This window comes from Hymenobacter tenuis (assembly GCF_054780495.1).
In genome coordinates this window covers 813,859-826,966 of sequence record NZ_BAAGWF010000004.1, presented here as the reverse complement: position 1 = coordinate 826,966, position 13,108 = coordinate 813,859, and the positions used below count along the sequence as shown (strand labels likewise).

Sequence of the window (13,108 nt, the reverse complement as noted above, 5' to 3'; positions counted from 1 at the left end):
AATTGGAGTGCAAAGGTACGGAATATGCGGACATGAAAAAGGGGCTGAAAAGAAACTGTTTAGAACAGCAATTCTCTTCAGCCCCTTTTCAGGCAACAGCCTATTCTTCGTCGAGCTTATACTTGCCTAGGTCCATTCCGAAGGTCAAGCCTTTTTCCTCTACGAGGTTTTCCAGCTCAGTCAGCGACTTCTTACCGAAGTTGCGGAACTTCATCATGTCCGCCATGTCAAGTTGCACTAGGTCACCCAGCGTTTTGATATCGGCAGCCTTCAGGCAGTTATAAGCACGTACGCTCAGGTCCATATCCGCCAGTGGCGTCTTCAGGACTTTGCGCATGTGCAGCGTTTCTTCGTCCACGGTCTCTTCTTCCTCAGCTTTCGCCGTTTCGAAGGTCATGGTGCTGTCAGAGAACAGCATGAAGTGTTGAATCAGAATATTGGCAGCACCTTTCAGCGCATCCTCCGGATGAATAGAGCCGTCGGTGTGAATCTCGATAAGGAGCTTCTCATAGTCGGTCTTCTGCTCTACACGGGTGTTTTCAATGCTATACTTCACGTTCTTGATAGGCGTGAAGATGGCATCGATGGCAATCTGACCAAAAACCTGGTCAGCAGGCTTGTTTTCCTCAGCGGGAACATAGCCACGGCCTTTCTGAATTGTGAATTCAAACTCCAACTCAACGTTGGGATCCACGTTGCAGATAACCAAGTCTGGATTCAGAACCTGGAAACCGTTGGTAAACTTGTTGATTTCACCAGCCGAGAACGTGTCCTGACCTTTAACGCGCACCGTGATTTTGTCCTCGATGGCGTCGCTCACTTTCTTGAAGCGAACCTGCTTTAGGTTCAGAATGATTTCGGACATGTCCTCAATCACCCCTTCAATGGTCATGAACTCGTGCAGTACGCTGTTGGTGCGAACCGACGTGATGGCATAGCCCTCCAGCGACGACAGCAGGATGCGGCGCAGAGCGTTGCCGATCGTGACGCCGTAGCCTTTCTCCAGCGGTTTAAATTCAAACGTTCCGTAGAAGTCGTCGGATTTCTCCATCACAACCTTCTCCGGCATTTGAAAAGCTAAGATTGACATAAGTGGGGCGTTTGAAGTAGTGAGAGCAGGTAGTAAGAATGCGGCCAATCTAGCCTAATTTCTTACCACCTGCTACCCAGTTCCAGTTATAACAAGGAAAAAATGTCGAAGCAGAGAAACGGCCCAGACTGCCGGGCCGTTCCAATGATTACTTCGAGTACAACTCGACGATGAGCTGTTCCGTGATTTTCTCCGGAATCAGATCACGCGAGGGAGCGCTAATAAATTTGCCCACCATTTCTTTGCCATCCCACTCCAGCCACGAGAAAGCACGGGCGTTGCGAGCGCTCAGGCTCGTAACGATAGCTTCCAGAGACTTAGATTTTTCGCGAACGGCCACTACATCGCCGGCACGCAGCTTGTAGGAAGCAATGTTTACAACTTCACCATTCACGGTGATGTGCTTGTGCAGAACGAGCTGACGAGCGGCACGACGCGTAGGAGCAATGCCTAAACGGTATACCGTGTTGTCCAGACGCGACTCCAGCAAAGCCAGCAAGTTGTCACCGGTGATGCCGGGCAGAGTAGCAGCTTTGTGGAACAGGTTCTCGAATTGCTTCTCAAGTACGCCGTACATGTACTTTACTTTCTGCTTCTCCATCAACTGGACTGCGTACTCGCTTTGCTTCTTACGACGACCACGACCGTGCTGGCCGGGGGGGTATGCTTTCTTGGTGAGTGCCTTGCTTGGGCCGAAAATCGGCTCATTGAAGCGACGGGCAATCTTGGTTTTAGGACCAGTATAACGTGCCATTTCGGGGTTATTGAGTTTTGAAGGGGTTGAACCGCGTGTGTCGGCTTCCGGAGGCACACCTTTCTATAGTAGTAAGGCGCAATCGGAACCCGACACCGGTGGCCCGCTAAGCGAGCCCGTTCGCTAAATCAAACGCGACGACGTTTGGGAGGACGGCAGCCATTGTGGGGCAGCGGCGTCACGTCCTTAATGGTCGTAACCTCAATACCCACGTTACCCAGCGTACGGATAGCGGATTCACGCCCAGCGCCCGGACCCTTTACGAATACTTCAGCTTTGCGCATGCCCAGGTCATGAGCTACTTTGCCGCAGTCCGTAGCAGCCATCTGAGCTGCGTAGGGGGTGTTCTTTTTAGAACCCCGGAAGCCCATCTTACCAGCCGATGCCCAAGAAATTACTTGGCCATTGTTGTTGGTGATGGAGATGATGATGTTGTTGAACGAGGCCTTGATGTGTACCTGGCCTACTGGCTCTACAACGACAACGCGCTTCTTGGCTTTGTCTTTTCTTTTTTGTGCCATTTGGTTATCGCGAAAAACTGCGGAAGGTGTTGAAGCCCGCCTCCAACACTGGAAGTCGGGCTTCGATTCCCGCTACAGATTATTTAGTAGCCTTTTTCTTGCCAGCAACGGTCTTACGCTTGCCCTTGCGGGTACGCGAGTTGTTCTTGGTACGCTGACCACGAACTGGCAGACCTTTGCGGTGACGCAGACCCCGGTAGCAACCGATGTCCATGAGGCGCTTAATGTTCAGCTGCACTTCTGAGCGCAGCACACCTTCGGTCTTGAACTCGGCGGCAATTACGCCACGAATTTCACCAGCCTCCGCTTCAGTCCAATCTTTCACCTTCTTATTCAGGTCAACGCCTGCTTTGGTGAGGATCTGCTGGGCAGAAGGACGGCCAATGCCGAAAATGTAGGTCAGCGCGATTTCACCGCGCTTGTTGTCTGGGATATCTACCCCTGCAATACGAGCCATGTGTTGAGTTTGGGTTTTTGGCGAGTTAGGGTCTTGGGGACCTGGTTTGAGCTAGGACAGTTTTCCTTCAAAAACCAAGTCCTGAAGACCCTAAGTCCCCAACTTCCAGTTGACTACCCTTGACGCTGCTTATAGCGCGGGTTCTTTTTGTTGATCACGTAGAGCTTGCCATTGCGGCGAACCAACTTGCAGTCAGCGCTACGCTTCTTAACCGAGGTTTTGACTTTCATGTCGTCGGATTATTTGTAACGGTACACAATTCGGCCCTTCGACAAATCGTAGGGCGACATTTCGAGTTTTACCTTATCTCCCGGCAGAATCTTGATATAGTGCATCCGCATCTTACCCGAAATGTGGGCAATCAACTGGTGACCGTTCTCCAGCTCCACGCGGAACATGGCATTGGATAAGGCTTCCAGGATAACACCATCCTGCTCAATGGAAGTTTGTTTGGCCATAAGGCTACTGTAAGGCTTTTTCTATGTATTCGAAGGAGGTAAGTATTTCCGCCTTGTCTTTGCGAACGACTACGGTATGCTCAAAATGCGCCGAAGGCTTTAAATCCTTGGTTCGGATAGTCCAACCATCCTTTTCTTGGATTACACTCTTCGTACCCAGATTTACCATTGGTTCAATGGCAAGTACTAGCCCGGTCTGTAGCTTTAAACCTGCACCACGTTTACCGTAGTTAGGTACTTCAGGCCGTTCATGCAGTTTCTTGCCAATGCCATGACCGACTAGTTCCCGTACAACCCCATAACCTTGCTTTTCAACATGGTTCTGGATTGCAAAGCTTACATCGCCCATCCGGTTACCAGCCACCGCCTGCTCGATTCCGAGATACAATGACTTCTTGGTTTCCTCTAGCAACTTGATTACTTCCGGTGCAACCTCCCCTACTGGGTAAGTGTAAGCACTGTCCGCGTGATACCCATTGAGCAGCACTCCACAGTCAATCGAGACAACGTCACCACTTTTCAGCGAATAGTCGCTTGGAAAACCATGTACTACTACTGAGTTGGGAGAAATGCAAAGGCTATATTCGAACCCATTGTACCCTTTGAAAGAAGGATGCCCACCGTGGTCCCGAATGAATTCTTCAGCGCGCTGATCCAGCTCTCGCGTCGTAATTCCTTCGCGAATCATGCTCGCAACTTCTCCATGAGCCTGAGCCAGCACTTTCGCGCTTGCTCGCATGAACTCGATTTCTTCCTCTGTCTTGTAAAAAATCATCTTACGAAGCGAGGGCAATGTTCTGAGACCGGCCCCGTACTTTGCCCGTCTTCATCATACCATCATAATGACGCATGAGAAGATAGCTCTTGATTTGGTTCATAGTGTCAAGTACTACCCCAACCATGATGATAAGGGAAGTGCCACCATAAAACTGAGCAAAGTTGCTAGTCACTCCAGCTACTTTGGCGAGTGCAGGCAATATTGCAATTACAGCCAAAGCCACAGCTCCAGGCAGCGTGATCCGGGTCAGCACTTCATCGATATACTCTGATGTATCACGACCTGGTTTTACACCGGGAACAAATCCACCACTGCGCTTCAGATCATCAGCAATCTGATTAGGATTAACGCTGATAGCTGTATAGAAGTAAGTGAAGATGATAATCAACAAGCCAAAGACAACGTTATAAACCCAATGGTTAGGTTGAAACCATGTGCTGATAAGCGTAGCAGCGTCGCTGTTCTTATTCCAAGCAGAAGCTGCAATGGCAGGAACGAACATCAACGATTGGGCAAATATGATTGGCATAACGCCAGCCGCATTCACCTTCATCGGGATATACTGACGCTGGGAGCTAAGGCTAGCTGCCCCTCCTACCTGTTTGGCGTACTGTACTGGTATCTGACGTACAGCCTGAGTCAGGATGATAACCGCCATTACTACCAAGAACAGTACTACAAGCTCAATAAGGAAAATGAGTGAGCCGCGCATTGTCCGCGCAGTCGCTTCACCTATCAGAGCACCAGGAAGCCGTGATACAATCCCGATCATAATGATCATGGAAATACCGTTGCCAACGCCTTTATCAGTTATCTTTTCGCCAAGCCACATGCAAAACAGCGTACCAGCTGTTACAATTATGGCAGTGGAGACAGTAAAGAAAACTCCTGGGTTTAGAATCGCATCCGCGTTTATCGTTGCTATAAAGCCAACAGACTGTAAAGCAACAATAGGGATAGTTAGTAAGCGGGTATACTGGTTGATCTTCTTACGGCCGGACTCACCTTCTTTCTGAAGTTTCTGAAAGTAAGGAACCGCAATTGTGAGCAGTTGCAACACAATGGACGCCGATATATAAGGCATGATGCCCAAGGCGAAGATTGACGCATGGCTAAAAGCACCACCAAGCAAGGTATCTAGGATACCTAAAACTCCGGTTGCGCCTTCAGTCAACTTCGTTGGGTCGACGCCAGGGAGCACCACGTAAGAACCCAGCCGGTAGATGGCAATGAAAAAAAGCGTATTGAAGATCCGCATACGCAGATCTTCAATCGCAAAGATGTTCTTAATCGTGGTGATTAACTTGTTCATTGCCAGTCAGGCTTACAGCGTCACAGCTTTGCCACCTGCTTTCTCAATAGCTTCAACAGCAGATTTGGAGAAAGCATGAGCATGCACTTCTAGGGCTTGGGTGATTTCACCACGGCCCAGCACTTTAATCTTAGCGTTTTTCGAAGCTAAGCCAGCAGTCACAAAGAAAGCAGCATCCAATGTAGTGATGCCACCTTCCGCGAGAGAAGCCAACACGTCAAGATTGACGGCTTTGTACTCAACACGGTTGATATTCTTGAAACCGAACTTTGGTACCCGGCGCTGAAGAGGCATTTGGCCACCTTCAAAGCCTGATTTTTTGGAGTAACCCGAACGGGACTTGGCACCTTTGTGACCGCGCGTCGACGTGCCGCCACGGCCGGAACCGGTACCACGGCCAATACGCTTCTGATTGCGTGTCGAGCCAACGGCAGGTTGTAGATTGCTGAGATTCATTTTCGGGAGATTCCTAGAGTTCGGTTACTTCCAACAGGTGCTTCACGGCGTGGATCATGCCAGCTACCTGAGGAGTGTTTTCCACTGCCTTAGAGCTACCGATCTTACCGAGGCCCAAGGCCTTTACAGTGCGCTTCTGACGCTCGGGGCGGTCAATAACGCTCTTTACGAGTTTAATTTGGATCTGCGCCATCTGCTCTTAGCCGTTAAAAACTTGGGAGAGGGTGATGCCGCGCTGCTGAGCGATTTGCATGGGGTCACGCATTTTCAGCAGAGCATCGAAGGTCGCTTTTACCACGTTATGCGGGTTTGACGAACCCTTCGACTTAGCTAGTACATCCTTGATACCAGCGCTTTCGAAAACAGCGCGCATAGCGCCACCTGCGATTACACCCGTACCAGCAGCAGCTGGTTGAACCAACACAAAACCACCAGAGTACTTACCTTCCATGATATGAGGAACCGTGTGTTTGTACAGCGGAACCTTCACCAGGTTTTTCTTAGCGTCGTCAATGCCTTTAGCAATGGCATCGGTTACTTCGTTGGCTTTGCCTAGGCCATAGCCAACAGTACCGTTGCCGTCACCGACAACCACGATAGCAGAGAAGCTGAAGCGACGACCGCCTTTTACTACTTTAGCTACACGGTTAATGGCAACCACCTTTTCTTTTAGATCAGAGTCACCAGTACGGGACTGATCGTTGTTGCGGTCATTCCCGCGACGGTCATTGCCACCACCACGACGGTCATTGCCACCGCCACGGTTATCGCCGCTACCACCACGAGGGCCGTTGTTAAATTCTGCCATGATGATTTAGAAATTGAGGCCGCCTTCGCGGGCTCCTTCTGCCAATGATTTTACGCGGCCGTGGTAGAGGTAACCGGAACGGTCAAATACCACTTTCGAAATTCCTTTTCCTGTAGCACGGGCAGCAAGTTCTTTGCCGACTGCGGCAGCGAGGGCGACTCCGTTGCCCCCTTCCACCGAAACGTGCTTCGAGGAAGCAGACGCCAGCGTGTGACCAGTCGTGTCATCAATAATCTGGGCATAAATACCCGTATTGCTGCGGAAGACCGACAAACGCGGACGCTCGGACGTGCCAGCCACCTTAGTGCGGATGATGCGCTGGATCCGTTTTCTTCTAGTTGCTTTATCGAAAGCCATGGTGTGTTATTATTTCGAAGCTGTTTTACCAGCCTTACGACGAATCTGCTCACCCACGAAGCGCACGCCTTTGCCTTTGTAAGGCTCAACTTTACGCAACGAGCGGATTTTAGCAGCCACTTGGCCCAGCAGTTGCTTATCAATGCTGGTTAAAGTAACGATTGGGTTTTTACCTTTCTCAGTTACAGCCGTGGCGGTTACTTCCTTCGGCAGAGCCAAGAAAATATTGTGTGAATAACCCAACGACAGTTCTAGGGTAGTACCAGCCATAGAAGCTTTGTAACCAACACCTACTAGCTCCAGCTTCTGCTCCAACCCGTTGCTAACACCACTTACTGCGTTGTTTAGCAGCGAACGATAAAGGCCGTGCATAGCCTTATGGCGCTTCTGCTCGGTTGGGCGTGACACTACTAGCTGACCATCTTCGGTAGCTATCGTGATGTCGCGGTCAACTGGAACCACCAAAGTGCCTTTGGGGCCCTTCACGGTTACCGTGTTTTCGTTGCTCACTTCAACCTGCACGTTGGCGGGCAGGCTGATGGGCAGTTTACCAATGCGTGACATAGTCTCGTTTTCCTTTCAGATTAGTAGACGTAGCACAGCACTTCGCCGCCCACGTTCTCGGCTTTCGCCTCTTTCTCCGTCATCACGCCCTTCGACGTCGACAGAATCGCAACACCTAGGCCGCTCAATACGCGAGGCAGGTTTTCTACGTGAGCGTACTTACGCAGACCTGGAGTGCTTACACGCTCCAGCTTTGTGATAGCAGGCTGCTTGGTAGCCGGGTTGTACTTCAGCGCGATTTTGATCGTGCCCTGTACCGCAGAGTCATCAAAACGGTAGCTCTGAATGTAGCCCTTCTTGTAGAGCACTTTCGTGATTTCCTTTTTGATGTTGCTGGCCGGGATTTCTACTACCCGGTGGTTTGCCTTAATGGCATTGCGCACCCGGGTAAGGTAGTCGGCAATTGGATCTGTGTTCATTCGGATGTAAAAATGAAGCGCCCTTTTTTAGGGAGCCGCAAAGATATGAAAATTTCGCCGCCACGGAAAGAGGCGACGAAATTTTCGGTTAAGACTACTCGGCTCGGCTTATTTAGGCTCGGCCAATGGTTTCTTTCGGCAACCTGCCAAATATCATTACTTTACTAGCTGGCTATGTAAAGCAATTCGTGGTATTACCAGCTTGACTTGGTTACACCAGGAATTTTACCGGCGAGTGCCATTTCGCGGAAACGTACCCGGCTAATACCGAACTTACGCATGTATCCACGAGGGCGGCCGTCAATTTTGTCGCGGTTGTGCAGACGCACTGGCGAAGCATTGCGGGGCAGCTTGTCCAGACCTTCGTAGTCGCCAGCCTCTTTCAGAGCCTTGCGCTTCTCGGCGTAACGGGCTACGGTAGCAATACGCTTCCGCTCCCGTGCTTTCATTGATTCCTTAGCCATTGTTCTGTTTCTTGGCGTTAGCGAACGGCATCCCGAAAGCGCGCAGCAGCTCGTAGCTCTGTTCGTCGTTTTCAGCAGTCGTTACGAAGGTAATATCCATACCGGAAATCGATTTGATTTTATCAATCGAAATCTCAGGGAAGATAATTTGCTCCTTGACACCGAGGGTATAGTTCCCGCGGCCATCGAAGCCTTTATCATTGATGCCTTTGAAGTCACGAACGCGGGGCAGAGCGATGGTCAGCAGACGGTCGAGGAACTCGTACATCTGATTGCCGCGTAGGGTAACGCGAGCACCGATAGGCATGCCTTCACGCAGTTTGAAGTTCGACACCGAACGTTTGGCAATGGTAGCAACTGCTTTCTGACCAGTGATGGTCGTCAGCTCATCTACGCCATTGTCAACTAGCTTCTTATCAGCTACTGCTGATCCGATGCCACGGTTGATGCAGATCTTAGTGATGCGTGGTACCTGCATGATGCTCTTAAATTGGAATTTCTCCTGGAGCGCAGGTACTACTTCTTTATTATATTTTTCTTTCAGTCGTGCCATAGTCGTAGAGCTGATTAGGCGTTGGCCGATTCAACACGCTTCACGTTGCTCACGTGAATCGGTGCCTCGATCTTGGTGATGCCGCCCTGTGGGTTCTTTGCACTTGGTTTGTTGTGCTTAGTTGCCAGGTTCAGGCCTTCCACGATAACACGCTGAGTGGAGCGGTTCACCGACTTGATAGTACCGGTTTTGCCTTTCTCGTCGCCGGCAATCACCAAAACGGTGTCACCAGTTTTCACGTGCAGTTTCGCGGGCGTTGCTTTCGTTTTCGTTGCCATTGCTTAGAGAACTTCAGGAGCCAGCGAAACGATCTTCATGAACTGCTTTTCACGCAATTCGCGGGCCACGGGGCCAAAGATGCGGGTACCGCGGGGCTCATCGTTATTGTTGAGCAGTACAGCAGCGTTGTCATCGAAACGAATATAAGAACCGTCTTTACGACGAATTTCCTTTTTCGTACGAACTACTACTGCCTTTGATACAGCGCCTTTTTTGGCGTTGCCGGAGGGAATAGCCGACTTAATTGCAACAACAATTTTGTCGCCTACGCTAGCATATTTCTTGCCCGTGCCACCGAGGACACGAATGCAGAGAACTTCTTTGGCGCCACTGTTATCAGCGACGGTCAGACGGGATTCTTGCTGTATCATCTTATTTGGCGCGTTCTACGATTTCTACCAGTCTCCAGCGTTTGTTTTTGCTCAACGGACGGGTTGACATGATACGAACCGTATCACCTTCACCGCATTCGTTATTTTCGTCGTGAGCCATAAATTTGGTCGACTTGGTAACGAACTTACCGTAGATCGGGTGCTTCATTTTGCTTTCCACTACTACCGTGATGGATTTGTCCATCTTGGAGGAGGAAACGCGCCCGATGATTTCTTTGCGCAGGTTCCGCTCAGTTGCGGTTGTTGCCTGCTGTTCTTCGTTGCTTGCCATCGTTAGTTAGCAGTGTTAGTAGCCTGCTCGTTCTCGCGACGCTTCAACTCGGTCAGCAGACGGGCGACATTTTTGCGGGCTTGCTTCAGACGAATCGGGTTTTCCAAAGGTGAAATGGCGTGCGCGAAGCGCATCGTCTGACCATTGGTTTGCTCCGTCTTAATTTGATTTTTGAGGTCCTCAATAGAGAGGGCACGGATATCTGCGTTCTTCATCTTACTTGCTTTCTACGTAGTCGCGACGAACAACAAATGAAGTCCGAACCGGCAATTTCTGCGCGGCCAGACGCAGCGACTCCTGCGCCACTTCTAGTGAAACACCGTCTGACTCAAACATGATGGTGCCAGGCTTAACACAGGCTACCCAATACTCGGGTGAACCTTTACCCTTACCCATCCGCACTTCAGCGGGCTTCTTAGTGATAGGCTTATCTGGGAAGATGCGAATCCATACTTGACCTTCGCGTTTCATGGCGCGGGTCATGGCGATACGAGCTGCCTCAATTTGGCGAGCCGTAATCCATGCCTGTTCCAGCGACTTGATAGCGAACGAACCGAAGTCAATGGAGCTGCCGCGATGGGCTAGGCCATGCACGCGACCCTTTTGCATCTTGCGATACTTGGTCCTTTTCGGTTGTAACATGAGTTATCTTGAATTTAATCGAGAGAAAAGAAAAAGGCTAGCGACGGGGTGCTCCACCGCCTTGGCCGCCACGGTTCGGAGCACCGCCGCCACCGCGACGCTGTCCACCACCTTGACCACCGCGGTTGTCACCACCACGGCCTTCACCGCCGCGTTCATTACGGTCGCGACGTGGGCCACGGTCACCACCACGGTCACCACGCTCACCGCGTGGGCCACGGTCGTTGCGGCTGTCGCCACCCTGACCACCGGCGGGCTGCTGATTAGGAGAAAGATCCGGCTTGCCGAATACTTCACCACGCATCACCCATACCTTGATACCAATTTTACCATACACAGTCTGTGCTTCTGACAAAGCATAATCTATGTCAGCGCGCAGTGTATGCAGGGGCGTACGGCCTTCTTTATACTGCTCGGAGCGAGCAATCTCAGCACCACCCAAACGACCACCGCACTGAATCTTGATGCCTTCAGCACCAACACGGATAGCAGCCTGAATTGCCATTTTCATGGCACGGCGGAAAGAGATACGAGCCTGGAGCTGCTGAGCAATGCTTTCGCCTACTAGCTTGGCATCAAGTTCAGGACGCTTGATCTCAAAGATGTTGATCTGAACGTCTTTGCCAGTGATCTGCTTCAGTTCGTCCTTGATCTTATCAACTTCAGCACCGCCTTTACCGATTACTACACCCGGGCGAGCCGTGTTGATAGTGATGGTGACACGCTTCAGAGTGCGCTCGATTACAATGCGGCTGATACCCCCTTTCGGGATACGAGCCATGATGTATTTGCGGATTTTTTCGTCCTCAACCAGTTTGTCGGCAAAGTCCTTGCCACCGTACCAGTTCGAGTCCCATCCTTTGATGACGCCCAGACGGAAGCCAACCGGATTTACTTTCTGTCCCATAGTGCTTATGCGGTGGCTTCTGCCGTGGTTTCAGTGGATTTCTTAGCCGAGCTGCGACGTGTAGTCTTAGGCTTAGCTTCAGCATTCGCTTCAGTACCTTTCGTCTCAGCAGCTTGCTTAGCGGCAGCTTTGCTACCTAGCGGCTCCACTTTTGAGTCGATAATCAGCGTCACGTGGTTGCTACGCTTGCGGATACGGTGGCCACGACCCTGAGGGGCGGGGCGCAAACGCTTCAGCATACGACCTTCATCCACGAAAATCTCTTTGATATAGAGGTTAGCATCCTCGATACGCTCATCCTCGTTCTTCTGCTGCCAGTTGGCTAAAGCCGACAAGAGCAGTTTCTCGATTTTGGGGGCGCCCGAGTTGGCCTCAAATTTCAGCAGGCCTAGCGCACGGGTCACTTTCTGACCGCGTACCAGGTTGGCTACCAAGCGCATTTTGCGCGGCGAGGTAGGCACGTTCCGGAGTTTAGCTACTGCTTCCATGATTAGCGCTTGCCTTTATCTTTCTTGGCGATATGGCCGCGGAAGTTACGGGTTGGGGCAAACTCACCGAGCTTGTGTCCTACCATATTCTCCGTTACATACACCGGGATGAACTTATTGCCGTTGTGAACAGCGAAGGTGTGGCCAACGAAATCGGGCGAAATCATCGAGCGGCGAGACCAAGTCTTCACCACCGACTTTTTGCCGGATTCGTCCATTGCCGATACTTTCTTCTCGAGCCGGAAGTCAATGTACGGCCCTTTTTTTAGTGAACGTGCCATTGCTTACTTCTTGCCTTTGCGGCTTACGATCAGGTTCTCGGAATACTTATTCTTGTTGCGCGTTTTCTGGCCCTTCGAGAAGATACCATTACGGCTACGTGGGTGACCACCCGACGATTTACCTTCACCACCACCCATGGGGTGATCGACAGGGTTCATAGCCACACCACGAACGCGTGGACGACGACCCAACCAGCGGTTACGGCCAGCCTTACCAAGGCGGACATTCATGTGGTCGCCATTCGAAACGGTACCAACCGTAGCCATGCAGGTAACAAGTACCATACGCATTTCGCCGGAGGGCAATTTCAAGGTGGCGTATTTGTCCTCGCGGGCTACCAGCTGAGCATAAGTACCAGCTGAGCGGGCCATAGCAGCACCATTACCGGGCATCAGCTCGATATTGTGTACGATGGTACCTAGCGGAATCTCACGCAGGGGCAGGGCATTGCCTACTTCCGGAGCTACGCCCGAACCCGACACCACACTAGCTCCTACGGTCAGACCAGCTGGAGCAATGATGTAGCGTTTCTCACCATCAGCATACTGCAGCAAAGCAATACGAGCGGTGCGGTTAGGATCGTACTCAATCGTCTTCACCGTAGCAGGCACAGTAGCCTTGTCACGCTTGAAGTCGATGATACGGTATTTGGCTTTGTGTCCACCACCGATGTAGCGGTTAGACATCTTGCCCGAGTTGTTACGGCCACCGGAGTTTTTCAGGGGTGCCAACAGCGACTTCTCCGGCGTCGACGCAGTAATCTCGTCGAAGGCCGGGGCGATGCGGAAGCGCTGACCCGGTGATGTTGGTCTTAGTTTTTTGAGTGCCATTACTCTTGCTTAGGAAAAATCTCTTG

General features: G+C 51.1%; 23 protein-coding genes and 2 pseudogenes. All 25 read right to left on the bottom strand.

Features of this window, described 5'->3' with window-relative positions:
- Window positions 1-100 precede the first annotated feature (100 nt).
- The 25 genes and pseudogenes from ACYVGU_RS17155 to rplB all read right to left on the bottom strand — a co-directional run bounded on the left by ACYVGU_RS17155 (window position 101) and on the right by rplB (window position 13,082).
- Window positions 101-1,090, bottom strand: coding sequence for a DNA-directed RNA polymerase subunit alpha (locus ACYVGU_RS17155; RefSeq protein WP_460613843.1), 990 nt, complete (start codon window positions 1,088-1,090; stop codon window positions 101-103).
- A gap of 148 nt (window positions 1,091-1,238) precedes the next feature.
- Window positions 1,239-1,844, bottom strand: a complete 606-nt coding sequence (gene rpsD, locus ACYVGU_RS17150; protein ID WP_460613842.1) for a 30S ribosomal protein S4 — start codon at window positions 1,842-1,844, stop codon at window positions 1,239-1,241.
- A 128-nt stretch (window positions 1,845-1,972) separates the two neighbouring features.
- Entirely contained in the window at window positions 1,973-2,365 is a 393-nt protein-coding gene (rpsK, locus tag ACYVGU_RS17145) for a 30S ribosomal protein S11 (RefSeq protein ID WP_022822149.1), read from the bottom strand.
- 79 nt (window positions 2,366-2,444) lie between these two features.
- Window positions 2,445-2,822 (bottom strand): 30S ribosomal protein S13, encoded by a 378-nt coding sequence (gene rpsM / locus ACYVGU_RS17140; RefSeq protein WP_022822148.1) that lies wholly within the window; start codon window positions 2,820-2,822, stop codon window positions 2,445-2,447.
- A gap of 113 nt (window positions 2,823-2,935) precedes the next feature.
- Window positions 2,936-3,052, bottom strand: coding sequence for a 50S ribosomal protein L36 (rpmJ, locus tag ACYVGU_RS17135; protein ID WP_460613841.1), 117 nt, complete (start codon window positions 3,050-3,052; stop codon window positions 2,936-2,938).
- A 9-nt stretch (window positions 3,053-3,061) separates the two neighbouring features.
- On the bottom strand, window positions 3,062-3,280 hold the full coding sequence (infA, locus tag ACYVGU_RS17130) for a translation initiation factor IF-1 (RefSeq protein WP_022822146.1): 219 nt from the start codon (window positions 3,278-3,280) through the stop codon (window positions 3,062-3,064).
- Window positions 3,281-3,284: 4 nt separating this feature from the next.
- Complete coding sequence (gene map / locus ACYVGU_RS17125) at window positions 3,285-4,055, bottom strand: type I methionyl aminopeptidase (RefSeq protein ID WP_460623038.1); 771 nt, start codon at window positions 4,053-4,055, stop codon at window positions 3,285-3,287.
- Between the two features lies 1 nt (window position 4,056).
- Complete coding sequence (gene secY / locus ACYVGU_RS17120; RefSeq protein WP_460613839.1) at window positions 4,057-5,370, bottom strand: preprotein translocase subunit SecY; 1,314 nt, start codon at window positions 5,368-5,370, stop codon at window positions 4,057-4,059.
- A 12-nt stretch (window positions 5,371-5,382) separates the two neighbouring features.
- Window positions 5,383-5,826, bottom strand: a complete 444-nt coding sequence (gene rplO, locus ACYVGU_RS17115; RefSeq protein ID WP_460613838.1) for a large ribosomal subunit protein uL15 — start codon at window positions 5,824-5,826, stop codon at window positions 5,383-5,385.
- Window positions 5,827-5,839: 13 nt separating this feature from the next.
- The gene (gene rpmD, locus ACYVGU_RS17110) at window positions 5,840-6,019 is read right to left on the bottom strand and encodes an uL30 family ribosomal protein (RefSeq protein ID WP_460613837.1); all 180 of its coding nucleotides are present in this window, start codon (window positions 6,017-6,019) and stop codon (window positions 5,840-5,842) included.
- Window positions 6,020-6,025: 6 nt separating this feature from the next.
- Window positions 6,026-6,634, bottom strand: a complete 609-nt coding sequence (rpsE, locus tag ACYVGU_RS17105) for a 30S ribosomal protein S5 (protein ID WP_460613836.1) — start codon at window positions 6,632-6,634, stop codon at window positions 6,026-6,028.
- 6 nt (window positions 6,635-6,640) lie between these two features.
- Entirely contained in the window at window positions 6,641-6,991 is a 351-nt protein-coding gene (rplR, locus tag ACYVGU_RS17100; protein ID WP_044003239.1) for a 50S ribosomal protein L18, read from the bottom strand.
- 9 nt (window positions 6,992-7,000) lie between these two features.
- Window positions 7,001-7,555 carry a 50S ribosomal protein L6 gene (gene rplF, locus ACYVGU_RS17095; RefSeq protein WP_460613835.1) on the bottom strand — a complete coding sequence of 185 codons (555 nt, stop codon included), beginning with the start codon at window positions 7,553-7,555 and terminating at the stop codon, window positions 7,001-7,003.
- Window positions 7,556-7,575: 20 nt separating this feature from the next.
- Window positions 7,576-7,974, bottom strand: a complete 399-nt coding sequence (gene rpsH / locus ACYVGU_RS17090) for a 30S ribosomal protein S8 (protein ID WP_088844266.1) — start codon at window positions 7,972-7,974, stop codon at window positions 7,576-7,578.
- Window positions 7,975-8,168: 194 nt separating this feature from the next.
- Window positions 8,169-8,438 carry a 30S ribosomal protein S14 gene (gene rpsN, locus ACYVGU_RS17085; protein ID WP_088462455.1) on the bottom strand — a complete coding sequence of 90 codons (270 nt, stop codon included), beginning with the start codon at window positions 8,436-8,438 and terminating at the stop codon, window positions 8,169-8,171.
- Window positions 8,431-8,991 carry a large ribosomal subunit protein uL5 gene (gene rplE, locus ACYVGU_RS17080; protein ID WP_460613834.1) on the bottom strand — a complete coding sequence of 187 codons (561 nt, stop codon included), beginning with the start codon at window positions 8,989-8,991 and terminating at the stop codon, window positions 8,431-8,433. Before rplE ends, rpsN begins: the two co-directional genes overlap by 8 nt.
- Before the next feature lie 29 nt (window positions 8,992-9,020).
- Window positions 9,021-9,269, bottom strand: a pseudogene (gene rplX / locus ACYVGU_RS17075) (50S ribosomal protein L24); the annotation flags it as partial.
- A 3-nt stretch (window positions 9,270-9,272) separates the two neighbouring features.
- Entirely contained in the window at window positions 9,273-9,641 is a 369-nt protein-coding gene (gene rplN, locus ACYVGU_RS17070; protein ID WP_045688459.1) for a 50S ribosomal protein L14, read from the bottom strand.
- 1 nt (window position 9,642) lies between these two features.
- On the bottom strand, window positions 9,643-9,933 hold the full coding sequence (gene rpsQ, locus ACYVGU_RS17065) for a 30S ribosomal protein S17 (protein WP_088844269.1): 291 nt from the start codon (window positions 9,931-9,933) through the stop codon (window positions 9,643-9,645).
- Window positions 9,934-9,935: 2 nt separating this feature from the next.
- A complete protein-coding gene (rpmC, locus tag ACYVGU_RS17060; protein ID WP_460613833.1) occupies window positions 9,936-10,148 on the bottom strand; it encodes a large ribosomal subunit protein uL29 in 213 nt (70 codons plus the stop codon).
- 1 nt (window position 10,149) lies between these two features.
- On the bottom strand, window positions 10,150-10,575 hold the full coding sequence (rplP, locus tag ACYVGU_RS17055; RefSeq protein ID WP_125417668.1) for a 50S ribosomal protein L16: 426 nt from the start codon (window positions 10,573-10,575) through the stop codon (window positions 10,150-10,152).
- Between the two features lie 37 nt (window positions 10,576-10,612).
- Window positions 10,613-11,482 carry a small ribosomal subunit protein uS3 gene (rpsC, locus tag ACYVGU_RS17050; RefSeq protein ID WP_460623037.1) on the bottom strand — a complete coding sequence of 290 codons (870 nt, stop codon included), beginning with the start codon at window positions 11,480-11,482 and terminating at the stop codon, window positions 10,613-10,615.
- A 152-nt stretch (window positions 11,483-11,634) separates the two neighbouring features.
- Window positions 11,635-11,970, bottom strand: a pseudogene (gene rplV, locus ACYVGU_RS17045) (50S ribosomal protein L22); the annotation flags it as partial.
- 2 nt (window positions 11,971-11,972) lie between these two features.
- Window positions 11,973-12,251, bottom strand: coding sequence for a 30S ribosomal protein S19 (gene rpsS / locus ACYVGU_RS17040; protein WP_110976712.1), 279 nt, complete (start codon window positions 12,249-12,251; stop codon window positions 11,973-11,975).
- A gap of 3 nt (window positions 12,252-12,254) precedes the next feature.
- Complete coding sequence (gene rplB, locus ACYVGU_RS17035) at window positions 12,255-13,082, bottom strand: large ribosomal subunit protein uL2 (protein ID WP_460613830.1); 828 nt, start codon at window positions 13,080-13,082, stop codon at window positions 12,255-12,257.
- Window positions 13,083-13,108 lie beyond the last annotated feature (26 nt).